General features: G+C 59.1%; 15 protein-coding genes and 6 tRNA genes. 12 read left to right on the top strand and 9 right to left on the bottom strand.

Annotation, left to right across the window (positions count from 1 at the left end):
* Positions 1–72: 72 nt before the first annotated feature.
* Entirely contained in the window at positions 73–1671 is a 1599-nt protein-coding gene (locus ACUTQW_RS12140; protein ID WP_037433424.1) for an ABC transporter substrate-binding protein, read from the top strand.
* Positions 1672–1852: 181 nt separating this feature from the next.
* Here the strand turns inward: ACUTQW_RS12140 and ACUTQW_RS12135 are convergent, their stop codons facing one another.
* Positions 1853–4132, bottom strand: a complete 2280-nt coding sequence (locus ACUTQW_RS12135) for a TonB-dependent siderophore receptor (protein ID WP_037433414.1) — start codon at positions 4130–4132, stop codon at positions 1853–1855.
* A 308-nt stretch (positions 4133–4440) separates the two neighbouring features.
* Between ACUTQW_RS12135 and fes the strand changes: the two genes are divergently transcribed.
* From fes to ACUTQW_RS12120, 3 genes are read left to right on the top strand one after another with little or no spacing between them, the layout of a single operon-like run.
* Entirely contained in the window at positions 4441–5814 is a 1374-nt protein-coding gene (gene fes, locus ACUTQW_RS12130) for an enterochelin esterase (RefSeq protein WP_261149960.1), read from the top strand.
* Positions 5789–5995: an MbtH family protein gene (locus ACUTQW_RS12125; protein WP_004947636.1), complete on the top strand. Its 207-nt coding sequence runs from the start codon at positions 5789–5791 to the stop codon at positions 5993–5995. Before fes ends, ACUTQW_RS12125 begins: the two co-directional genes overlap by 26 nt.
* A 32-nt stretch (positions 5996–6027) precedes the next feature.
* On the top strand, positions 6028–9972 hold the full coding sequence (locus ACUTQW_RS12120; protein WP_445654864.1) for an enterobactin synthase subunit F: 3945 nt from the start codon (positions 6028–6030) through the stop codon (positions 9970–9972).
* A 102-nt stretch (positions 9973–10074) separates the two neighbouring features.
* Here the strand turns inward: ACUTQW_RS12120 and ACUTQW_RS12115 are convergent, their stop codons facing one another.
* The 3 genes from ACUTQW_RS12115 to fepD are packed head-to-tail and all read right to left on the bottom strand — an operon-like array spanning position 10075 to position 12970.
* Complete coding sequence (locus ACUTQW_RS12115; protein ID WP_006327057.1) at positions 10075–10875, bottom strand: ATP-binding cassette domain-containing protein; 801 nt, start codon at positions 10873–10875, stop codon at positions 10075–10077.
* On the bottom strand, positions 10872–11897 hold the full coding sequence (fepG, locus tag ACUTQW_RS12110; protein ID WP_081113165.1) for an iron-enterobactin ABC transporter permease: 1026 nt from the start codon (positions 11895–11897) through the stop codon (positions 10872–10874). The genes ACUTQW_RS12115 and fepG overlap by 4 nt, the downstream gene beginning before the upstream one ends.
* Positions 11897–12970: a Fe(3+)-siderophore ABC transporter permease gene (fepD, locus tag ACUTQW_RS12105; protein WP_037433407.1), complete on the bottom strand. Its 1074-nt coding sequence runs from the start codon at positions 12968–12970 to the stop codon at positions 11897–11899. The genes fepG and fepD overlap by 1 nt, the downstream gene beginning before the upstream one ends.
* A gap of 134 nt (positions 12971–13104) precedes the next feature.
* Between fepD and entS the strand changes: the two genes are divergently transcribed.
* Positions 13105–14373, top strand: a complete 1269-nt coding sequence (gene entS, locus ACUTQW_RS12100) for an enterobactin transporter EntS (protein WP_037433404.1) — start codon at positions 13105–13107, stop codon at positions 14371–14373.
* On the opposite strand, the gene fepB is transcribed toward entS, so the two are convergent.
* On the bottom strand, positions 14360–15319 hold the full coding sequence (gene fepB, locus ACUTQW_RS12095; protein ID WP_006327042.1) for a Fe2+-enterobactin ABC transporter substrate-binding protein: 960 nt from the start codon (positions 15317–15319) through the stop codon (positions 14360–14362). The genes entS and fepB overlap by 14 nt on opposite strands.
* A gap of 199 nt (positions 15320–15518) precedes the next feature.
* On the opposite strand from fepB, the gene ACUTQW_RS12090 reads away from it, so the two are divergent.
* From ACUTQW_RS12090 to dhbA, 4 genes are read left to right on the top strand one after another with little or no spacing between them, the layout of a single operon-like run.
* A complete protein-coding gene (locus ACUTQW_RS12090; protein WP_006327041.1) occupies positions 15519–16727 on the top strand; it encodes an isochorismate synthase in 1209 nt (402 codons plus the stop codon).
* Positions 16728–16735: 8 nt separating this feature from the next.
* Positions 16736–18361: a (2,3-dihydroxybenzoyl)adenylate synthase gene (locus tag ACUTQW_RS12085; protein ID WP_006327040.1), complete on the top strand. Its 1626-nt coding sequence runs from the start codon at positions 16736–16738 to the stop codon at positions 18359–18361.
* A gap of 3 nt (positions 18362–18364) precedes the next feature.
* Positions 18365–19219, top strand: coding sequence for an isochorismatase family protein (locus ACUTQW_RS12080; RefSeq protein ID WP_006327037.1), 855 nt, complete (start codon positions 18365–18367; stop codon positions 19217–19219).
* Entirely contained in the window at positions 19219–19977 is a 759-nt protein-coding gene (dhbA, locus tag ACUTQW_RS12075; protein WP_004947610.1) for a 2,3-dihydro-2,3-dihydroxybenzoate dehydrogenase, read from the top strand. Before ACUTQW_RS12080 ends, dhbA begins: the two co-directional genes overlap by 1 nt.
* Positions 19978–20394: 417 nt before the next feature.
* Here dhbA and ACUTQW_RS12070 read toward each other — a convergent pair.
* From ACUTQW_RS12070 to ACUTQW_RS12055, 4 genes are all read right to left on the bottom strand, one after another.
* Positions 20395–20470, bottom strand: a tRNA-Lys gene (locus ACUTQW_RS12070).
* Between the two features lie 7 nt (positions 20471–20477).
* Positions 20478–20553, bottom strand: a tRNA-Val gene (locus tag ACUTQW_RS12065).
* A 39-nt stretch (positions 20554–20592) separates the two neighbouring features.
* Positions 20593–20668 (bottom strand) — tRNA-Val (locus tag ACUTQW_RS12060).
* 40 nt (positions 20669–20708) lie between these two features.
* A tRNA-Val gene (locus tag ACUTQW_RS12055) sits at positions 20709–20784 on the bottom strand.
* Positions 20785–21076: 292 nt separating this feature from the next.
* Between ACUTQW_RS12055 and gltX the strand changes: the two genes are divergently transcribed.
* The 3 genes from gltX (at position 21077) to ACUTQW_RS12040 (ending at position 22965) form a co-directional block, all read left to right on the top strand.
* Positions 21077–22492 (top strand): glutamate--tRNA ligase, encoded by a 1416-nt coding sequence (gene gltX / locus ACUTQW_RS12050; protein ID WP_004947608.1) that lies wholly within the window; start codon positions 21077–21079, stop codon positions 22490–22492.
* A 261-nt stretch (positions 22493–22753) separates the two neighbouring features.
* Positions 22754–22829, top strand: a tRNA-Ala gene (locus tag ACUTQW_RS12045).
* 60 nt (positions 22830–22889) lie between these two features.
* Positions 22890–22965 (top strand) — tRNA-Ala (locus tag ACUTQW_RS12040).
* Positions 22966–22988 lie beyond the last annotated feature (23 nt).

Genomic DNA, 22988 nt, shown 5'->3' with positions numbered 1-22988 from the left:
CGGGTCCGTTTTCTATACCTATGAATGTCGAGTTACGGCCAGGCGACGGGTATAACCACTGGGGATGGCAGGATGAAAAATAAAGCACTCACGATGACGCTGGGATTGTTGGCTCTGGCGATGATGGGCGGTGCGCACGCCCGCACGCTGGTTTATTGTTCCGAAAGCTCGCCTGAAGGGTTCAACCCGCAGCTGTTCACCTCGGGCCCCACCGTAGACGCCAGTTCTGCGACAATCTACAACCGGCTGGTGGATTTCAAAACCGGCACCGTCGAGCTGCAACCCAGCCTGGCGGAAAGTTGGGAAGTGAGCGAGGACGGCAAGCAGTACACTTTCCATCTGCGCAAGGGCGTGAAATTCCAGAGTAACAAGTATTTTACCCCAACCCGCGACTTCAACGCCGACGACGTGATTTTCTCCTTCATGCGGCAAAAAGACGCCAATAACCCGTATCACAAGGTCTCCAACGGTGCTTACACCAACTTCGAATCCATGGAGTTCGGCACGCTGATCGACAAGATTGTCAAAGTGGACGAAAACACCGTGCGCTTTGAGCTTTCGCGCGCCGAAGCGCCGTTCGTGGCCGATCTCGGCATGTATTTCGCCACCATTTTATCGGCGGAATATGCCGATGCGATGCTGAAGGCCGGCACGCCGCAGCGGGTCGATAACGACCCGATCGGCACCGGGCCGTTCCAACTGGTGCAGTATCAGAAAGACGCGAAGATCCTCTACAAAGCGTTCGACCACTATTGGGAGGGCAAACCTAAGATTGACCGTCTGGTATTCTCGATAACCCCGGATGCCGCGGTGCGTTATGCCAAACTGCAAAAAAATGAATGCCAGGTGATGCCATTCCCCAACCCGGCGGATTTAGCGCGGATGCGGCAGGACCCGAACATTCAGGTGATGGAGAAATCCGGCTTGAATATCGGCTTCCTGGCGTTTAATACCCAGAAAAAACCGCTGGATAACGTCAAAGTGCGCCAGGCGCTGGCGATGGCGGTGAATAAACCGGCGATTATCGAAGCGGTGTTTCACGGTGCGGGCCAGCAGGCGAAAAACCTGCTGCCGCCGACCCAGTGGGGCAGCAACGACAAGATTGAGGATTATCCGTACGCGCCGGAGAAAGCCAGGCAATTGCTGAAGGATGCCGGTTTGGGCCAGGGTTTTGCGATAGATCTGTGGGCGATGCCGGTGCAGAGGCCTTACAACCCGAACGCCAAACGCATGGCGGAGATGATCCAGTCCGATTGGGCGAAGATTGGCGTGAAGGCCAACATTGTCACTTTCGAGTGGGGCGAGTACTTGCAGCGGCTCAAAAATGGCGAACATCAGACTGCCTTGGTGGGGTGGACCACTGCCAACGGCGATCCGGATAACTTCTTCGGCCCGTTGTTTACCTGTGTTTCGGCCAATGGCGGTTCAAACTCGGCTAAATGGTGCTACCCGCCGTTTGATAAGCTGATCCTGCAGGCGCGTGAAGAGAGCGATCATGCCAAGCGGGTGGCGCTGTATGAGCAGGCGCAGGTGATGATGCATGAGCAGATGCCGGCGTTGATGATCGCCCACTCGACCATTTTTGAGCCGGTGCGCAAGGAAGTGAAAGGTTACGAGATCGACCCGTTCGGCAAGCACATTTTCAAACAGGTATCGCTGGAGAAAGAATAAAAAGGGGGCTGCGTGGGCCAGACTGCTGACACAGCCCGTCATTAGGGAGAGCGTGCCGAAGGGGTCGTAGCGGCTTGCCGCCGGAGCGCCCCTCGGTGCGCTAGGCCCGAGTATCTCGGGCTCAAAGGCAACTTTGTCATCAAACTCGGGGGCGGCAGCCCCCGGTGTTTCTCAACAGGCATCAGAAATGCGTGTTGATGCTCATATAATAAGTGCGGCCCGGTTCGTTGTAGGTTGCAGCACCCGCTCCGGCGATGTTGATGGCGCCGGTGTTGGGATCGCCAACGTTTTGCGCGTTGCCGGCGCGGAACTGGCGTTTGTCGAACAGGTTGTCGATGCCGGCGGTGACGCTGACGTTTTTGGTGACGTCATAGGTAGCGCTGGCGCCGACGATGGCGTAAGGGCTGACCTCGCGGGTTTCGCTGCCGGTCGCCGGTTTACCCTGATAGTTGTACTTTTTCGGCTTCTGACGGCCGTACCAGGTCAGGGTCGATTGCATTGACAGTTCCTGGGTCGCCTGCCAGCTCAGCGTCGAGTTGATAGTGAATTTAGGGATCACCGACAGATAATCGCCGGTGCTCTTGTTCTTGTTCTCTATCATGTAGGTGGCGTTGTTGCTCCAGGATACGGTCTCGCTGACCGGTATGTTCAGCGTCCCCTCCAGGCCCTGTACGACCGCTTTCGGTACGTTTTCCCACTGATAAACCGCCGTACCTGTGCTGCTGGTGGCGATTTTGCTGTTGCCCGCCTCGATCTTGTTGCGGTAATCGTTGCGGAAGTAAGTCACCCCGGCCAGCCAGCCTTCATTATGGAACTCCAGCCCGATCTCTTTGTTGACGCTGGTTTCCGCCTTCAGATCGTCGTTGCCGAGCAGATAGCAGCCATTTTTGGTGTCGCTGGCCGCACAACCTTGCCCCTTGCTGTACAGCAAATAGTTTTGGTTGGTCTGGAACAGCGTCGGCGCTTTGTAGGCGCGGGCGATGCCCATTTTCAGCGTGAAGTTGTCGCCCAACTCTTGCGACAGGTTTAGCGCCGGGCTCCAGTTATTGCCGGCCTCGGAATGGTGATCGTAACGCAGGCCGGGCGTCAGCATGGTGCTGTCGGTCAACTCGATATTGTCTTCGGCGAACAGCGAGAAGATATTCGCCGAAGCGTAAGGGCTACGGGTGCCGGTCTCTGTGCCAGGAATGGTGCCGCCCATCAGCGTTTGGCTGGTTGACGTGCCATCCTTCATGCGCTGCTGGTTCCACTCGGTGCCCAGCGTGGCGGTTTGCGTGACGCCCAATTCAAACGGCACGCTGACTTCGCTGTGCGCCAGAAAATCGTCCAGCTTGGTGGTGCCGAAGCCTTCATTTTTGGTGTCGAAAATACCCTCGGTGCCGCCGGCCAAACCTTCGTTCAGACGCGTATTACGCGTGCGCTCGAACCGAATGTAATTGTTGGTGCCGACGCCGTTGTCCCAGGCGCCGCGATGGTTGAGGCCGAAGGTTTCGCGGTAGATGCGGTTGGTCTCTTTGCCGTAGTTGCTTTGCACCAGCGCGTTGGTGTTGGTGTTTTGCGTATCGCCTGCGTACAGGTTGCCCTGGCGGCCATAGGAATATTCAAACTCCAGCGACTGCAAGTGGGCGAAGTCCCAGTGCAGCAGGGCGTCGATGTTTTTGTCGACCACCCCTTCACGCCCGGAGGGAATGCTGCTGGCATAAGCGCCTACGCGTTCGGATTTGTGCGATTCGTTGATATCCCAGGCGTCGGCCTGCGTTTTGCTGTAGCCGCCGAACAGACGGAAGCTCAACTGGTCGCTCAGCGGGCCGGACAGGCTGAAGTCGGTGCGCTTGGTAGATCCTTCCTGCTTATGCTGCGGCACGTTGAAATAAGTGTTCAGCGAGCCGTGCAGATCTTTGGTGCTCTTTTTGGTGATGATATTGACCACGCCGCCGGCGGCGCCGTTGCCATAGCGTGCCGCGGCCGGGCCGCGCAGCACTTCGATGCGTTCGATCATCTCCGGTGGCACCCAGGCGGTATCGCCGCGGCTGTCACGTTCGCCGCGCCACCCTTGGCGCACCGAGTTGCGGCTGCTGGCCGGAATACCGTCGATCAGAATCAGGGTGTTTTCCGGGCCCATGCCGCGAATATCGATCTGGCGGTTGTTGCCGCGCTGGCCGCTGGTGGAGTTGCCTGTCAGGTTAACGCCGGGCATGGTACGGATCAGTTCGCTGATATCGCGCGCCGGAGGGCGTTTTTTGATTTCGTCGGCGGTGATGGTGGACACCCCCGGAGCCTGCAGGTTTTGTCGGGCAGCGGTGACGACAATGGTGTCCTCGGCGGCGGCTTTTTTGCCTTTGGCGGCGGTATCGGTTTCTGCGGTGGTATCAGTTTGCTGTGCGGCGTGCGCAAAGGCGGACGCGCCTAACCCTAACCCGATGAGTGTGGCTAAAGAATAACGTGAAAGTTTGCGGTTCATTTGAGTGTTCCTACCTTGCTGCCTTTCCCGGGGCCGAAGACAGGCCTCCGGCAGAGAGAAGGGCGGTTGTAGTTTTTGTGATCGCGGAAATAAAAATCCAACAGACCGAGACGCAACGGCATTGGATTCGGCGCTAAAAAGCGGTATCCGTCCCTGTCGAAAAATACCTGCTCTGTTTACGAGCCTTAACACACTATTGCAAACGCAAATAATTATCAATAGTATTCGGTTTACCGTTTTTAGGCAGCGCCTCGCGCCGCGAATGTGCCGGCGTTCTTGAAGCTGCCAGCTAAAAGTGAATAGGCGTTTTGAAAACAAAATCCGAGTCAGAAAGCAGCAGATTATTATCGAGCAAGCACGCCGGGCGTCATGGATGGTGGCTGAATATCGCCAAACGCGGTACGCCGCTGGTGGAGCTGCAAGGAGATGGGCGAGGGAAGGTCACATTTTTATGGCGTGATCCTCAAGGATGTGAGCTCACTTCAGCCTATCAACGCGTCTGGATCCACATCAACTGCCTCACCGATCATCATCAGCCCTCGCCACCGCAGAGCTTGCAACGGCTTGAAGGGACCGACGTCTGGTATTGGCAAACCGAGCTGAACGCCGACTGGCGTGGCAGTTACTGCTTTATGCCCTGCATGGACGATCGGCCGCTGACGCTCAGCGATAACGATGCGCACGCCAATATGCATTCGGTCCGTCACTGGTGGCATCAGGTGTTCGCCAGCGCCACCCACGATCTGCTTAATCCTCATCGCTCCTGGTTCGGCGCCAACGGCAACGTCTTGTCCGGCCTGCATATGCCGGCGGCGCTGCCGCAACCGGCCTGGCAGGATTTCGACCGTTATGCGTCGGCCTGCGGGCGCTGTACCCCGGCACCGCCCGCCAGGCTGCAACGCCACAGCTGGCACAGTGCGCGGCTGGGCAATACCCGTAACGTTTGGGTTTACACCACCGGCGACAGCAACCCGGCGCAACGGCCGTTGGCCCTGCTGCTGGACGGCCAGTTCTGGTCGAGCAACATGCCGGTCTGGGATCCGCTGATGCAACTGACTCGTGAAGGCAAACTGCCGGAGGCGGTGTATCTGTTGATCGATGCCATCGATCAAAAACAGCGTGCGCATGAGTTGGCCTGCAATGAAGATTTTTGGCTGGCGGTGCAGGAAGAACTGCTGCCGCAATTGGCTGAATGGGCACCCCACAGCGGCAACCCTGCAAGCACGCTGGTGTGTGGACAGAGCTTCGGCGGCCTGTCTTCGCTGTATGCCGGTCTCCACTGGCCGCAGCGCTTTGGCGGCGTGATTGCTCAGTCCGGCTCTTTCTGGTGGCCGCGTCGCGACATGTACCAGCAACCTGCCGTGCCGGCCGATGCCGGTTGGTTGCTGCGCCAGGCCGAACAGGGCGTTGGTCGCAAGGGCGGATTGAAGGTGTTCATGGAGGCCGGCACCCACGAACAGGTGGCGCGCAGGGTGAATGATCGGATGGCGGATGTGCTGCGTGATGCCGGCCATCAGGTGCAATACCGGGTGGTGGAAGGCGGGCACGACTCTCTGTGCTGGCGCGGCGGGTTGATCGACGGGCTGCAGGCGTTGTGGGCGGATCAGCCTGCGGCGCCATTCGCCAAGCTAACTTTCAACGTCCAAGGAGTCCGTGATGGAAACTCTGAACCCATTCGATGATGAACAGCAAATCTGCCTGATTCTGCAAAACGATGAGCGGCAATACAGCCTGTGGCCTGATTTCAGCGCAGTACCGGCGGGGTGGACGCCGGTTTTCGGCCCGGCGGTACGCTCGCTGTGCGTGAGTTGGCTGGAACAGCATTGGCAGGATATGCGGCCCGCATCGCTGCGTAAGGCGTGATGGCGCCATTACCGTTAACAGGAGTCAGTCCCTTGTCAGACCCTATTTTATTACCGACCGAAGAGCAGCTTGCCACTGAATTGCCGCTGGTCGCCGCGCAACCTGGCATCTGGGTGGCCGATCAAATATCGCCTTACGCCAATGCCTATGCGGTTTCCCACTATATCGAACTCAGCGGCCCACTGAACGAAGAGCGGCTATTGCAGGCGATTGCGCAGGGGTTGTCCGAAGTCGATACCCTTCAGCTCCGCTTTGAAGAGCGGGACGGGGTGCCGGTACAGTGGCATGACGCCGACCTGGCGATCCTGCCGACGGAATATCTCGATCTGCGCGGCTCTCCCGATGCCCTGGCGGCGGCGCAGGCGATGATGCAGCTGGATATGTCCGGCGATTTGCGCATCGGCAGCGGCAAGGCGCTGTACCGCCATATTGTGATCCGCCTGTCGGATCGGCGTTGGTTCTGGTATCAACGCTACCACCATATTCTGGTCGATGGCTTCAGTTTTACCGCCATTGCCCGCAGAATCGCCCATATTTACAGCCGCATACTGAACGATGAACAGCCCGATCCGACGCCGTTTACCTCCTTCAGCGAGGTGGTGGCGGAATATCAGCGCTACCAGCAGTCGGCAACCTGCCAGCGCGATGCCGCTTTTTGGCTGAACAAGGCGCAGCAGTTGCCTGCGCCGGCCACGCTTTGCCCGCAGCCGCTGGCCGGGCAGACGCCAACCACCCGCATCCACCGGTTATCGCAGCTGTGCGATCGTCAAGATTTTACCCAACTGGTGAACGCCAGCTCGCAGCAGTTCAGCGTGGCGGATATGGCGTTGGCGCTGGTGGCGCTGTGGGTGTCTCGCCTGAGCGGCCACGGCAGCTTCAGCGCCGGTTTCATCTTTATGCGCCGCACCGGTTCTGCTGCGCTGTGCGCCAATGGCCCGGTGATCAACGTATTGCCGATCGAAATGCACCTCGATCCCCAGGCCACGCTGTGCGAGATCGCCGGCGGTATCGGCCGTGAGTTGAAAACCGTTCGTCGTCATCAGCGTTACGAGGCGGAACAAATCCAGCGTGATTTGGGACGGATTGGCGATGCCCAGCCGCTGTACGGCACCGTTTTCAACTTTAAAATGTTCGATTTCCAGCTCGATTTCGGCGGTATCGAAGGCATTACTCACGAGTTGGCCTCGGGGCCGGTACGGGATCTGGAGATCGCGCTGTATCTCGACGAGGCCGGCACGTTGAAGGTGGATCTGCTGGCCAATGCCGAACGTTATCAGCGCGATGAGCTGGCGGCGCATTTACAGCGTCTGCCGCTGTTGCTGCGTCAGTTTGCCGCCCGGCCGCAGATGCCGATTGGCGAAGCCGATTTGCTGACCGAACAGGACCGCCAACTGCTGGCCAGGGTTAACGACACCGCTCATCCGGTGGCGGCGCAAACCCTCAGCGGCCTGCTGGCCGAACAGGCGCAGAAAACCCCGGACGCCCCGGCGTTGAGGGACGCGCAATACCGGTTCAGCTATCGCGAAACCCGTGAACAAGTCACCGCGCTGGCACGCCAACTGACGGCACAGGGGGTACAGCCCGGCGATATCGTTGCCGTTGCGCTGCCGCGCTCGGTGTTCCTGTCGCTGGCGCTGATGGCGATTGTCGAAGCGGGGGCCGCCTACTTGCCGCTGGACACCGGCTACCCTGACGAACGCCTCGGCATGATGCTGGAAGATGCCGCACCGCGACTGATCATCACCGAACCTACCCAGCAGGCGCGTTTTGCCGGCAAGGGAGAGATTCTGCTGTTTGATGCGCCTCTGGCCGCCGACTGCGCGGCAGAGGTGGAGCTCAACGGGCCAACGCCGCATCACCCGGCTTACATCATCTTTACTTCCGGTTCTACCGGGCGGCCGAAAGGCGTGCTGGTGGGGCATCAGGCGATCGTCAACCGTTTGCTGTGGATGCAGCATCAGTATCCACTGGCGGCGAACGATGTGGTGCTGCAGAAAACGCCATGCAGCTTTGACGTCTCGGTGTGGGAGTTTTTCTGGCCGTTGATGGTGGGGGCCCAGTTGGTGATGGCGCCGCCGGAAGCGCACCGCGATCCGCAACAGCTGTTGGCGTTGATTGACCGGCATCGGGTTACCACGCTGCATTTCGTGCCTTCGATGCTGGCGGCCTTTGTCGGCGCGCTGGACAACCCGCCGGCGGTGGCCTGCTGTGCGCCGTTGCGGCAGGTTTTTTGCAGCGGCGAAGCGCTGCCGTCTGAGCTGTGTCGCCTGTGGCAAAGCCGCACTGGCGTGCCCTTGCATAACCTGTATGGCCCGACCGAAGCGGCGGTGGATGTCAGTTGGCATCCGGCCTGGGGCGAGTCGCTGGCGGCAATCACGGGCGCCAATGTGCCGATCGGCCTGCCGGTGTGGAATACCGGGCTGCGCATCCTGGATGCGCGTCTGCGGCCGGTGCCGCCGGGCGTGGCCGGTGATTTGTATCTTACCGGCGTGCAGCTGGCGCAGGGCTATCTTGGCCGCCCGGAACTGACCGCCAGCCGCTTTGTGGCCGATCCCGAAGGCAACGGCGGACGGATGTACCGTACCGGCGACGTTGCGCGCTGGCTGCCGGGTGGCGAAGTGGAATACCTCGGCCGCAGCGACGATCAGCTAAAAATTCGTGGTCAGCGCATTGAGCTGAGCGAAATCGACCATGCATTGCTGTCGCTGCCGGGCATTAAGCAGGCGGTGACCCATGCGCTGGTACTGGGCAATACGCCGGCAGACACCGGCGGTGGGGATGCCCGCCAACTGGTGGGTTACCTGGTGGCCCAGCCTGGCGTGCGCCTGGATCTCGACGGCCTGCGTGCCGCCTTGGCCGATCGCCTGCCGCCACACATGGTGCCGGTGGCGTTGGTTGAGATGGACGCTTTACCGCTAAGCGCTAACGGCAAGCTGGATCGCAAAGCGCTGCCGCAGCCGCAAAACGGCGTCAGGGCTGCGGGCCGTGAACCTGAACCCGGGCTGGAGACGGCGATCGCTGCGGTATTTGCGCGCTTGCTGCAACGTGAAACCGTATTTGCCGACGATGATTTCTTTGCCCTCGGCGGTCACTCGCTGCTGGCCATGCGGCTGGCGGCGGAGCTGCGGCGCGAGTTGGGCAAGGCGGTTTCGGTAGGGCAGGTGATGGTCGCTTCCCGGGTGGAACAGCTGGCGCAACTGCTAACGCAAGAGCGCACCCAGGAAGAAGCCGACCAAACCGGTTTCGACAGCGTACTGCCGCTGCGCACCACCGATGGCCCGACGCTGTTCTGCCTGCATCCGGCTTCCGGATTCTCCTGGCAGTTCAGCGTGCTGCCGCGCTATATCGATCAACATTGGTCACTGGTGGGCATTCAGTCGCCGCGTCCGGATGGCCCGCTGGCGCTCAGCGAAAATATGGATCAGGTTTGCGAAGCGCATCTGGCGACGGTATTGCAGGTCCAGCCTCATGGCCCGTACCATTTTATCGGTTATTCGCTGGGTGGCACCTTGGCGCAGGGGATCGCCGCCAGGTTGCAGGCGCGAGGCGAAGAAGTGGCTTTCCTTGGGTTGCTGGATACTTATCCGCCGGAAACGCAAAACTGGGACGTGATGCTGGATGACAACGTGCTGAAAGAAGTGCAGCGTGAACGCCAGCAGTTCCTGGCGGTATCGGAAGATACGCTGGATCCGGCACTGGGCGAAACCCGGGTGGCGATGTTCGATAATATCGAAGCCAACTATGTCGATTCGGTACGTCTGCTTTCCGCGACCCATACGGCGAATTTCAGCGGGCAGGCGACGCTGTTTGTCGCGCGTCAGACGTTGCAGGAAGGGATGGACGTGCAGCAAACCTGGGCGGAATATGTGGATGCCTTGCAGGTTCATGAACTGGATTGCGCGCACGTAGATATCGTCTCACCGGCGTCGTTTAAGGTGCTGGGGCCGTTGTTGAATCGCATTCTAAGAGCGCTGTAATACCCTCTTTCAAGCCGCACCCTTGTTACTTGTACGACAAGGCCCATTCATGGGCCTTGTCCTTTCAGGAGCGCTGCGAACCGCGTTTAAATCTGCTGGAAATCATTTCCCCAGCGGCACCACCAGCGGCGTGTGCGAGACAGGATCGTCAATGATCATGCAGCGCAGGCCGTACACTTCTTCGATCAACTCCGGCGTCACGATATCCTTAGGTGCACCTTCGGCCACGACTTTGCCGTCGCGCATGGCGATCAGATGGGTGGCGTAACGGCAGGCGTGGTTGAGATCGTGCAGCACTACCACCAGCGTGTGGCCGTTTTCACGGTTTAACTGACGCATCAATTCCAGCAGGTCGATCTGATGGCTAATGTCCAGCCAGGTGGTCGGTTCATCCAGCAGCAGCAGCGGCGTTTGCTGCGCCAGCACCATCGCAATCCAGACCCGCTGACGCTGCCCGCCGGAAAGCGTATCCACCGGCTGTTCGGCCAGTTCAAACACGCCGGTGGAACGCATTGCCTGCTCCACCGCTTGCTGGTCTTCTTCGCGCCAACGGCTGAACAGACGCTGATGCGGGTAGCGGCCACGGGCCACCAGATCAAACACGGTGATGTCGCCGGGAGCGGTCGAACTTTGCGGCAGCAGGCCTAACTGGCGCGCCACCTCTTTGGTGGCGTATTCGCCGATGTGCTTGCCGTTCAGCCAGACCCTTCCGGCTTGCGGTTGCATCAGGCGGCTGAGGGTACGCAGCAGGGTAGATTTACCGCAGGCGTTCGGCCCGATAATCACCGTCAGTTCGCCCTGGGGGATAGAGACGCAAAGATCGCTCGCTACGATTTTCTTGTCATAGCTTAGCGTCAGGTGTTCAGCGCGCAGCGGCGCAGGCAGCAGGGGTTCAGCATTCATTTTTTTCGTGACTCACGGATTAACAGCCAAATCAGATAAATGCCGCCGAGGCTGACGGTCAGCACGCCTACCGGCAATTGATAAGGCATAAACAGGCGCTGGGCGGCGACATCGGCGATCAGCAGCAACAGCGCGCCGGTCAGGGCGGTCAGCAACAGGACGCTGCGGTTGGCGCACAGGCGGCGGGCAATCTGCGGCGCCACCAGTGCAATAAAGGAGATCGGCCCGGCCACGGCGGTGGCGGCAGCGGTCAGCGTTACGCCGATCAGCAGCAGCAGCACGCGCGAACGTTCCACCGGCACGCCGAGGGCGCAGGCGGTGTCGTCACCCATTTCCAGCAGCCGCATGCGGCGTGACAGCGTCAGCAACAGCAGGCAGCACAGCGCGATCACCGCCAGCACCGGCAGGCTTTTCGCCCAGCTTATGCCGTTAAGTGACCCTGCGCTCCACAGCCCGGCGGTCATGGCGGATTCCAGCGAGGCGCTGATGATAAGCCAGGTATTGCCGGCCACCAGCAGGGCGCGCACGGCGATGCCGACAATAATCAAACGGAAAGCCTCGACACCGTTGCGCCATGCCAGCAGATAAACCAGCGCGGCGGTCAGCAGGCCACCGGCCAGCGCCCCGGAGGTGATGCCGATAACGCCGCCGTTAAACAGCACTATGGCTACCAATACGCCGCTGTAGGCGCCGGTATTGAAGCCAATCACGTCTGGGCTGCCGAGCGGGTTGCGCAGCAGAGACTGGAAAATGGCGCCGCTGATCCCGAGTGCGGCGCCCAACAGCAACGCCATAGTGACTCGTGGCAGACGCCACTGGGTGACTATCACCGTCAGGTTTGCCGGGCCTTTGCCGAGGAGAGCGTCGATCACCTGCGTGGCGTTAAGCGAAAGGGAACCGGAACCTAGCGCGTAAATCGCCAGTACCCCGCAGGCAAGCGCCAGTATCGACGCGGTCAGCGCCGGCCGCGACAGGGCACGTAATTTTTGATCGGTCATCAGACGGGCTGCCAGCATCGACATTAGCGTTGCCTCCTGAACATATGACGTTGGCGCACCAGCACGATCAGCAGCGGTGCGCCAATCAGGGCGGTCACGATGGAAACGCGCAGCTCGCCGGCCACCAGAAAGCGGCCAATCAGATCGGCGCTCAGCAGCAGGATGGGGGTCAGGACCAGCGTCCACGGCAGCATCCAGTGCAGCTCGGAGCCGGCCAGCCGCCGGGCAATGTGCGGCATCATCAGGCCGACGAAGGCAATCGGGCCGACGGCGGCGGTGGCGCCACCGCACAGCAGGGTAATCGCCAACAGGCCCAGCAATTGGGTGCGGACGATGCCGGTGCCCAGCGCAGTGGCCAATTCGTTGCCCATGCTCAGGCTGTTAAGCGATTTGCTCATCCACAGCGTGATTAGCGTGCCCAGCAGGATCGGCAGGGTGACGGCGCGCACCACCTGCATATTTTGAATATCCAGCGAACCGGCCTGCCAAAACCGCAGTTGATCGAACACCAGCGGATTGAGCAGAGAAATCCCTGAGGTCATTCCCTCCAGCACCGCCGCCATCGCGACCCCGGCCAGCGTCAGGCGGACCGGGTTCAGACTGCTGCCGCCCAGCGCGCCGATCAACGCGACCAGCAGTGCAGCGAACATCGCCCCGGCAAAGGCGAACCACAGGTATTGGCTAACCTCGGCGGCACCAAAGAAGGTGATGCCCAGTACCACGGCAAATCCCGCCCCGGCGTTCACGCCGAGAATGCCCGGATCGGCCAGGGGGTTGCGGGTGAGGGTTTGCATCAATACGCCGGACAAGCCCAGCGCAATGCCGGCCAATACGCCCACCAGCGTGCGCGGCAACCTGGCTTCGGTAATGATGGTGCAGTCCGCTCCACGGCATTGACCGTTCAGCGCCTGGATAACCGTATCAAAAGGGATGGATTTAGCGCCGAGCGACAGGCTGAGCAGCATAACGGCCAACAGCGCGCAGACGGCAAGCAGCAAACCAAACAGTTTGCGATGAAATGAGTGGGGAGTGCCGCTAATAAGACGATCCCTGGGGGCCGGAATGGACGGTGTGCCATTGCGTGTAATCCGTAACATAACAATCCGTTATTTAATTGAATATAAATGATATTTATTATCATTATTGATTGCTTTCATCTATGTTACCATGACTCCCTTCGCTATTGCAGCACAGACGCTGCCCCTTTTCCTACGTTGTGGTGAGAAAGCTGATGAGTAAGCCCTCTATTTTGCTGGATTTTGGCCTGCTTAAGACCAATGGCGCGTTTCGTGCCGTATTTTGTGCGCGTTTTATTTCCATTTTAGCGCTGGGATTGATGGCCATTGCGATCCCGGTTCAGATCCAGGCGTTGACCGGTTCGACCCTGTTGGTCGGGCTGTCCGTGACGCTGGCGGGCAGCGGTATGTTTGCCGGTTTGCTGATGGGGGGCGTATTGGCCGATCGCTACGAGCGCCGCCGTTTGATTCTGTTTGCTCGCTCCACCTGCGGCATTGGCTTTATCGGGCTGTGCGTGAACGCTGCCTTGCCGGCCCCTTCGTTAACGGCGATTTATTTGCTGGCCGTATGGGACGGTTTCTTCGGCGCGGTCGGGGTGACGGCGCTGCTGGCCGCCACGCCGGCGTTGGTGGGGCGTGAAAACATCGTTCAGGCCGGTGCCATCAGTATGCTGACGGTGCGTTTTGGCTCGATCCTGTCGCCGGCGATCGGGGGCCTGGTGATCGCTCACTCCGGCGTGATGTGGAACTACGGCCTGGCGGCGTTGGGCACGTTGCTGACGTTGATCCCCTTGCTGCGTCTGCCGCAGTTAGCACCGCCACCACAACCGCGCGAACACCCGCTGCGCGCATTGGCCGGCGGTTTCGGCTTCCTGTTCCGCAACCGGGTAATAGGTATGGTGGCGCTGATCGGCGCGCTGCTGACCATGGCCAGTGCGGTGCGGGTGCTATATCCGGCGATGTCCGGCATGTGGCACGTCAGCGCAGCGCAATTGGGCTTTATGTATTCCGCAGTCCCGCTCGGCGCGGCGATTGGCGCGTTCACCAGCGGCCGGGTCGCTCACGTAGCGCGGCCGGGCTGGATGATGTTGACGACGGCGATAGGTGCGTTCGTCGCCATCGGTCTGTTCGGTCTGATGCCGTGGTACGGTTTGGCGCTGTTTTTCCTGGTGATTTTTGGTTACCTGAGTGCGGTGAACTCGTTGCTGCAATACGGGCTGATTCAGAACCTGACGCCGGACGCCTTCCTGGGGCGCATCAATGGTCTGTGGACGGCGCAAAACGTCGTGGGCGATGCGCTGGGGGCGTTACTGCTGGGGGCAATGGGGGCGTTTATGCTGCCGGCGATGACGTCGACCAGTTTTGGTTTTGGGGTGGCGGTGCTGGGTGTGGTACTGGCTTTCGCCATGCGCGGTTTGCGCCAGGTGGGCAGCGGCGGGCAGGAGGAAAGCCTCCAGCCCGCCAGCGAGACTACCGAGAAATAAACTGTTTTTCCAACAGCGTCAGCAAGTTGCCGGCGCTGTAATAATCCAGCCGGAAGGTATCGTTGCCCAGCGCATAAACCCGTTTGTGCTGCACAGCCGGCAGGTGAGCGAGTAAAGGATTGGCCAGCAGGCGTTGCGCGTCGGCGTCGCCGTTGGCGAACAGCATCAGCGTCTGGCCGTTCAGGCCTTCCGCCAGGTTCTCGCCGCTCAACTGAATAATGTCCTTGCGCACGCCCATGCTGCGGCTGTTGTTCAATTTGGCGGGCGGTACCGCCAGAGTGAAGCCGAGCTGTTTAAGCATCTGCCCCTGAGAGGAATCGGCGGTCCACAGATTGGCGGTTTTGCCGTCCGAACCGAACACCAGCGCGGAGACCGGCTGTTCAGGCAGCGTCATGCGCTGTTTCAGCGCTTTTTCACGCGCATCGAAATCGCCAATGACCTTATGCGCCTGGGCTTCATGCCCGGTGGCCTGGCCCAGTTCTGCGGCCAGCTCTTGCCAGCTTTTGTCGTCGTAATTGACCACCAGCACCGGGGCGATGGCAGAGAGCTGATCGTACAGGCGCAGGGCGGAATCGGCGCCGGTGGCCGAGATGATGATCAGATCCGGGGCAACGCCGGCGATGGCTTCCGCATTGGGTTCGCCGATGTACAGGCGTTTGACGCCGCGCTGTGCGGCGATGTCACTCCATTGACGGAAGAATCCCTGTTTGTCCGCCAGACGGCTGCCGGGCGTGGTTGCCCCACTGGCGACGACCGGTGCGTCGATGGCCAGCAGGGTGCCGGTGACGGTAACGCTGGTAGAAACGATACGGGCAGGGGGCTGATTGAGGGTGATCACGCCGCGTGAGGTTTCAATGTTACGCGGCCAGCCGGCATCGGCGGCGTGAGCGGCGCTGATTGCCGCTAGCCCGAACAGCGCCAGGCCGAAGATCAGGTTCTTCTTCATAAAGAAAGTCCTTAGGTTTTAAATAGTAATACTTATCATTTATATAATTTATGCTGCTGATTTTCTACCACGATGAAGAGGAGAAGAGCTGTTTACAATTATTGACATGGCAAATTTCCAAGGGTACTTTAACGCGGTCAAACTTAAATGATAATCATTATTATGTTTGTTATCATTCACGAAGAGAAATGGAGTACCGATGAGCGTGACTGTAAAGGGTGCCGGCCAAAAGAAACCGCAAAGCAAGGAGAGCGAACTGAATACTGCAGGCGTTTCGCCCACCGCGGGCTTCTTCTTTACCTCTCCTTTCCGTAGCCTGAGTACGCAAGGTTGCTTCGCCAAAATCACGTTGCCCGCTGCGGGCGGGGACCAGGTGAATGGGGAGTTCCAGCGAGAAGTGCGGCACGCTTTCGCCGAAGCGAAACTGGCCGGCGTGAAGAACCCGGTACTCTGCGGCGCCATTCCTTTTGATACTCATCAACCTTCCGCGTTGTTTATTCCCCAGCAAACTCAGTGGTTTGAACGCGATGCCTTTTTGGCCGGCGCAACGCAGCCGCAGGACTCCTTGCCGGAAATTACCCGGCAAACCGAAGTGCCTGCCCAGCAGCCTTTCATGCAGATGGTTGCCGATGCGGTGCAGGCTACCCGTGGCGACCGGTTGGATAAAGTGGTGCTGTCGCGCCTGCTGGAGATTGAAACCCGCGAACCTGTCGATCGCCAGGCGCTGATGGCGCGCATCATTGCCCAGAACCCTAACGGTTTCCACTTCCACGTGCCGCTGGAGCAGGGGGCACTGGTGGGCGCCAGCCCGGAATTGCTGTTGCGCAAATTCGGCGCGCAGTTCCATTCCAATCCGCTGGCCGGCTCTGCCCGCCGCGATGCCGATCCGCAGCGGGACCGTGAAATCAGCCAACAACTATTGGTGTCGGACAAAGACCTTTATGAGCACAAGTTCGTCACCGAAGGCATGCGCCAGGTATTGGCCGACCGCTGCCGCCACTTGAACATCCCGTCATCCCCTGAATTATTGAGCACCACCACGCTGTGGCATCTGTCTACGCCTATCGATGGCGAAGCCGCCAGCCGGGCGGAAAATGCGCTTTCGCTGGCCTGCCTGCTGCACCCGACTCCGGCTTTGTGCGGCACGCCAACCCGGCTTGCGCATCAGGTGATCAAACAGCTTGAACCCTTTGATCGCGGCCTGTTCGGCGGCATTGTCGGCTGGTGCGATGCCGAAGGCAACGGCGAATGGGTCGTGACCATTCGTTGCGGCACCGTGCAGGGCAATCAGGTGCGGCTGTTTGCCGGTGCCGGCATCGTGCAAGACTCTTCGCCGGAATCCGAATGGCGTGAAACCGGCACCAAACTCAGTACCATTTCGCGGGCGTTTGGCCTGAACCAAGGATAGGCATACCCATGAGCATTGATTTTACTCCCTGGCCTGAGGCGTTGGCCCATCGTTATCGTGAACGCGGTTATTGGACCGACCGGCCATTGACCGACATTATTGCCCGCCAGGCCAAAAATGACGCCGTGGCGCTGATCGACCCGCAGCGCAGCCTGAGCTATCGCCGGCTCAATCAACTTTCTGACCGGCTGGCCGCCGCGCTGCAACGTCGGGGCTTGCACAGTGGCGATACCGCTCTGGTGCAGTTGGGCAACGTGGTCGAGTTCTATGTGGCCTTCTTTGCGCTGTTGAAAATTGGCGTGGTGCCGGTGAACGCGCTGTTCAGCCATCAACGCAACGAACTCAAGGCTTATGCCGCACAAATCAAACCTGCGCTGCTGATTGCCGATCGCCAGCATGGCCTGTTCGGCAACGACGAATTCCTCACGGCGTTTCGCGCCGAAAATCCTTCATTGCGCGTAGTGGCGCTGCGCAGCCAGGAGGAAGGCGAGCAGTCGCTGGCCGCCTGGCTCGAAGAGGATGCCGAAGATTTTATCGCGACACCGACCCCGGCTGACCAGGTGGCGTTCTTCCAGCTTTCCGGTGGCAGCACCGGCACGCCAAAGCTGATCCCGCGCACCCACAATGATTACTACTACAGCATCCGTCGCAGCGTGGAAATTTGCCATTTCGATGCGCATACCCGCTACCTGTGCGCGCTGCCGGTGGCGCATAACTACCCAATGAGTTCTCCGGGCGTGCTCGGCGTGTTTTATGGCGCCGGGCTGGTGGTGTTCGCCAGCGATCCGGATGCCGGGCAATGCTTCCGTTTGATCGAGCAGCACCAGATTAACGTGACGGCGCTGGTGCCGCCGGCGGTGACGCTGTGGCTACAGGCGATTGAAGAGTGGGGCGGCCAACCATTGGCCAGCCTTAAGCTGTTGCAGGTGGGGGGCGCCAAGCTGAGTGAAACCTTGGCCGCGCGTATTCCGGCGGAAATCGGCTGCCAGTTGCAGCAGGTCTTCGGCATGGCGGAAGGTCTGGTGAATTACACCCGGTTGGACGATGACGAGCGGCATATTCTCACCACTCAGGGCTGCCCGATGTCGCCGGACGACGAACTGTGGGTGGCCGATGACGAGGGCAACCCGCTGCCGATGGGGCAAACCGGGCGCCTGATGACCCGGGGCCCTTACACCTTCCGCGGTTATTACCAAAGCCCCGAACATAACGCCGCCGCCTTTGATAAAGACGGTTTTTACTGTTCCGGGGATCTGATCAGCCTGACTGAAGACGGCTATGTGAAGGTGGAAGGGCGTCAGAAAGATCAGATCAACCGCGGTGGGGAGAAGATCGCCGCCGAGGAGATCGAAAACCTGCTGTTGCGCCACCCGGAGGTGATCAATGCGGCGCTGGTTTCCATGCCGGATGAGCTGATGGGCGAGAAGAGCTGCGCCTTTATTATCGCCGCCAGCGCGTTGAAGCCGGTGGTGCTGCGCCGCCATTTGCGTGCAGAGGGCGTGGCCGAATTTAAATTACCTGACCGCTTTATACAGGTCGATACGCTGCCGCTCACCCCGGTAGGAAAAGTGGATAAAAAACGGTTGCGTCAACGCCTGGAGACGCAATCACTGACTCAGGCCCAGGGAGAATAAGTCATGGCCATACCTAAACTTAATGATTACGCGCTGCCGACGCAGGCTGAACTGCCGACCAACAAAGTGAGCTGGACGGTAGAACCGCAGCGGGCTGCGTTACTGATCCACGATATGCAGCAGTATTTCCTGAATTTCTGGGGTGAAGACAGCCCGCTGATTAAACAGGTGGTAGAGAACATTGCCAATCTGCGCCGCTACTGCAAATCACAGGGTATTCCGGTGTTTTACACCGCGCAGCCCAATCAGCAAAGCGACGAAGACCGTGCATTGCTGAACGATATGTGGGGGCCAGGGCTGAATAAACACCCGGAGCAGCAGGCGGTGGTTCAGGCTCTGGCGCCGGAAGATGACGATACGGTTCTGGTGAAGTGGCGTTACAGCGCTTTCCACCGTTCGCCGCTGCAGGAGATCCTGCAGGAGTCGGGGCGCGATCAGCTGATCATTTGCGGCGTGTATGCCCATATCGGCTGCATGACTACCGCCATCGATGCCTTTATGCGCAATATCCAGCCGTTTATGGTGGCTGACGGTCTGGCGGATTTCTCTCGCGACGAACACCTGATGGCGCTGCGTTACACCGCAGGCCGCTGTGGCCGCGTGGTGACTACCGCCGAGCTGCTGCCGGGCATCGCCAGCAAAGCTGCGCTGCGCCTGCAAATTATGCCGTTCCTCGATGAAGACAGCGAAGACATGGGCGACGATGAGAACCTGATCGACTACGGTCTGGACTCGGTGCGTATCATGGAGTTGGCCGCACGCTGGCGTAAAATCCGCAGCGATATTGATTTTATCGCGTTGGCCAAAAACCCGACCATTGACAGCTGGTGGGCTATGTTGTCGCAGGAGAAGTCTTGATGGGCAAAGAGGGCGATTTTGCCGGTAAGCGGGTTTGGGTTACCGGCGCGGGTGCCGGTATTGGCCTGGAGACGGCGTTGGCGTTTGTTAGGGCCGGTGCCGAGGTAATTGGCTTCGACCTGCGTTTCGACGAACCGGAATACCCGTTCCGCACCGAAGTGCTGGATGTCGCCGATAGCGATGCGGTAGACAGCTTGTGCGGGCGTTTGCTGGCAGCACAGCCAGCGCTGGACGTGCTGGTGAACGGTGCGGGCATTTTGCGGATGGGGTTGGCAGATGAGACCAGCACCGCAGACTGGCTGGCCTGTATGGCGGTCAATGCCGGCGGGGCGTTCAATATGTTCCGTCATGCCTTGCCGGTGTTCCGTCGCCAGCGGTGCGGTGCGATTGTCAGCGTAGCCTCTAACGCGGCGCATGTGCCGCGCGTCGGCATGGCGGCCTATTGCGCTTCCAAGGCGGCGTTGCGCAGCCTGTGCCAAACCGTAGGGTTGGAAATGGCGCCTTATGGCGTGCGTTGCAATCTGGTTTCGCCCGGTTCGACCAACACGCCGATGCAGCGCGGTATGTGGCAGGACGAAAGCGGTGAACAGAACACCATCAAGGGGTTCCCGGAGCAGTTCAAGCTGGGTATTCCGCTGGGCAAGATCGCCCAACCGCAGGAAATTGCCGATGCCATTTTGTTCCTGGCCTCCGATCGCGCCAGCCATATCACCCTGCAGGATATCGTGATTGACGGCGGAGCGACGCTGGCGGCCTGATATACCCGTCATACTTCAAGTTGCGTGTGTGTTGACGGCAACTTGAATTAGGGGATAGGGGTGACTTGTTATTTATGACTATAGAGCGCTGCTTGCAGCGCCGAGTTTGATGACAAAGTTGTCTTTGAATCCGAGATACCCGGGCCTAGCGCACCGAGGGGCTATTATGGGACACATCCCTGTGTCCCACCCTGCGGGCCGACATGAGGTCGTTCCAATTTGCTCCAGGCAAATTGGTCGGCGGGCAAGCCGCTACGACCCCTTCGGCACGCTCTCCCTAATAACGGGCTTTGTCGGCAGTCTGAGCGCTGCTTGCAGCGCCTTTTTTATGGGCGATAAAGGGGGCAGGTAATAGAGCTTGTGGTGATTTCCAGGCTACAGATGCGAAAAAAGCGCCGTAAGGCGCTTTTTCTGTATTGGTGGGTCGTGCGGGATTCGAACCTGCGACCAATTGATTAAAAGTCAACTGCTCTACCAACTGAGCTAACGACCCGCAGAAGTGGTGGGTGATGACGGGCTCGAACCGCCGACCCCCTCCGTGTAAAGGAGATGCTCTACCAACTGAGCTAATCACCCACTTCAGAACTTCCGGGTACTGCCAAACAAGAGAATGAGTGGTGGGTGATGACGGGCTCGAACCGCCGACCCCCTCCGTGTAAAGGAGATGCTCTACCAACTGAGCTAATCACCCTCATTCTTCTCATTTCTTACTGCTTTACTGCTCAACAAGATGGTGGGCGATGACGGGCTCGAACCGCCGACCCCCTCCGTGTAAAGGAGATGCTCTACCAACTGAGCTAATCGCCCCGTCTTGTTGGAGTCGCATTATAGGGATAGTTGAAAGTGAGTCAACGGTTTTTAAAATGATTTCAATCGTTCGCCGCAAATTTAAACAGGATGCGATATTTATCACCACCAATGATGATTCTTTGCACATTGTTATGCGAAATGCGCCGCAGCGATAACGAAAACCGGTGCGGCAATCTCGTGTCGGCGTTGAGGAATTAGCGGGGGGTGGTACAATGTTGCCCACTTTTTTCAATTCCGAGCAATCGTCGGCAACCGCCGACCCGCGTTGCGTAATAAGGCAGTGAAACCAATGAAAATCAAAACCCGTTTTGCACCGAGCCCAACCGGCTATCTTCACGTCGGTGGCGCCCGTACTGCGCTTTACTCCTGGCTGTTCAGCCGCCATTCGGGCGGTGAGTTCGTTCTGCGTATCGAAGATACCGATCTGGAACGTTCCTCGCAGGACGCTATCGACGCAATTATGGATGGCATGAACTGGTTAAACCTGGATTGGAACGAAGGTCCGTATTTCCAGACCAAGCGTTTTGACCGTTATAACGCGGTGATTGACGACATGCTGGTGCAGGATACCGCCTATAAATGCTACTGCTCGAAGGAACGTCTGGAAGCGCTGCGTGAAACGCAGATGGAAAACGGTGAAAAACCGCGTTACGACGGCCACTGCCGCGACAGCCAAGACAGCCACACCGATGACGAGCCGTGCGTGGTGCGTTTCCGTAACCCGCAGGAAGGTTCGGTTATCTTCGATGACAAAATCCGCGGCCCAATCGAATTCAGCAACCAGGAACTGGACGATCTGATCATTCGCCGTACCGACGGTTCGCCAACCTATAACTTCTGCGTCGTGGTGGACGATTGGGATATGGAAATCAGCCACGTGATCCGCGGCGAAGACCACATCAACAACACCCCGCGCCAGATCAATATCCTGAAAGCATTGGGTGCGCCGGTGCCGGAATATGCGCACGTTTCCATGATCCTGGGCGACGACGGCAAAAAACTGTCAAAACGTCATGGCGCAGTGGGCGTGATGCAGTACCGCGATGACGGCTACCTGCCGCAGGCGTTGCTGAACTATTTGGTGCGTCTGGGTTGGTCCCACGGCGACCAGGAAATCTTCTCTATTGATGAGATGAAAGAGTTCTTCACCCTGGAAGCGATCAACAAATCCGCCAGCGCTTTCAATACCGAGAAGTTGCAGTGGCTGAATCACCATTACATTAACCATATGCCGGCGGAAGAAGTTGCGGTGTATCTGGCGTGGCACGTTGAGCAGCTTGGCATTGAGACTCGCAACGGCCCTGAGCTGAAAGATATCGTCAAACTGCTGGGCGAGCGCTGCAAGACGCTGAAGGAAATGGCCGAGTCCTGCCGCTACTTCTATGAAGACTTCAGCGAATTCGACGCTGACGCCGCCAAGAAGCATCTGCGCCCGGTGGCACGCCAGCCGCTGGAAGCGGTACGCGCCAAACTGGCTGCTGTCAGTGCCTGGACGCCGGAGAACGTGCATGACGCCATTCAGGGTACCGCTGATGAGCTGGGCGTAGGTATGGGCAAGGTGGGCATGCCGCTGCGCGTAGCGGTCACCGGCGCCGGTCAGTCACCGGGTATGGACGTGACCGTGCATGCTATCGGCCAGGCGCGTTCTTTGCAGCGTATCGACCTGGCGCTGGCCTACATCGCCGGGCGTGAAGCTCAGGCCTGATAGATTGGCCGCGTGCTGCCAGGCTGTCAGCACGCGGCCGGTAGCAAGATGACGCGATAACAGATAAAGCCTTGTGGAGCGATCCGCAGGGCTTTTTTTATGCCTGGCTGATTTTTATCCGTAATGGCTATTTTTTAGCGCTAAACGCGCTGATTTGGCGGCTTTTTCAGCGCTTGATCGAGTAATTCAATTTAGCCGTTGACAGTGTTTCGGGGGTTTCATATTATGCGCCCCGTTCACAGGATTTTGTGTTTGTGGATTGGGGCTATAGCTCAGCTGGGAGAGCGCTTGCATGGCATGCAAGAGGTCGACGGTTCGATCCCGTCTAGCTCCACCAACCTTTATCTCAGAAAGGTTGGGGAATACCGTAACGCCGGTTAAAGCGTACCACTTTTGTGGGGCTATAGCTCAGCTGGGAGAGCGCTTGCATGGCATGCAAGAGGTCGACGGTTCGATCCCGTCTAGCTCCACCACCATTTAAAAAGCCGACCTCAGG

It is taken from the genome of Serratia sp. TSA_7, assembly GCF_052692135.1.
The sequence above is the reverse complement of the archived record's forward strand: the minus strand, read 5'-3'. Positions and strand labels throughout refer to the sequence as shown.

Coding starts and splice junctions, on each gene's coding strand:
- fepD (WP_037433407.1), bottom strand. CDS start 12,970: ATGTTACGGATTACACGCAATGGCACACCGTCCATTCCGGCCCCCAGG.
- ACUTQW_RS12125 (WP_004947636.1), top strand. CDS start 5,789: ATGGAAACTCTGAACCCATTCGATGATGAACAGCAAATCTGCCTGATT.
- entS (WP_037433404.1), top strand. CDS start 13,105: ATGAGTAAGCCCTCTATTTTGCTGGATTTTGGCCTGCTTAAGACCAAT.
- dhbA (WP_004947610.1), top strand. CDS start 19,219: ATGGGCAAAGAGGGCGATTTTGCCGGTAAGCGGGTTTGGGTTACCGGC.
- ACUTQW_RS12135 (WP_037433414.1), bottom strand. CDS start 4,132: ATGAACCGCAAACTTTCACGTTATTCTTTAGCCACACTCATCGGGTTA.
- fepG (WP_081113165.1), bottom strand. CDS start 11,897: ATGTCGATGCTGGCAGCCCGTCTGATGACCGATCAAAAATTACGTGCC.
- ACUTQW_RS12140 (WP_037433424.1), top strand. CDS start 73: ATGAAAAATAAAGCACTCACGATGACGCTGGGATTGTTGGCTCTGGCG.
- ACUTQW_RS12085 (WP_006327040.1), top strand. CDS start 16,736: ATGAGCATTGATTTTACTCCCTGGCCTGAGGCGTTGGCCCATCGTTAT.
- ACUTQW_RS12080 (WP_006327037.1), top strand. CDS start 18,365: ATGGCCATACCTAAACTTAATGATTACGCGCTGCCGACGCAGGCTGAA.
- gltX (WP_004947608.1), top strand. CDS start 21,077: ATGAAAATCAAAACCCGTTTTGCACCGAGCCCAACCGGCTATCTTCAC.
- ACUTQW_RS12090 (WP_006327041.1), top strand. CDS start 15,519: ATGAGCGTGACTGTAAAGGGTGCCGGCCAAAAGAAACCGCAAAGCAAG.
- ACUTQW_RS12115 (WP_006327057.1), bottom strand. CDS start 10,875: ATGAATGCTGAACCCCTGCTGCCTGCGCCGCTGCGCGCTGAACACCTG.
- fepB (WP_006327042.1), bottom strand. CDS start 15,319: ATGAAGAAGAACCTGATCTTCGGCCTGGCGCTGTTCGGGCTAGCGGCA.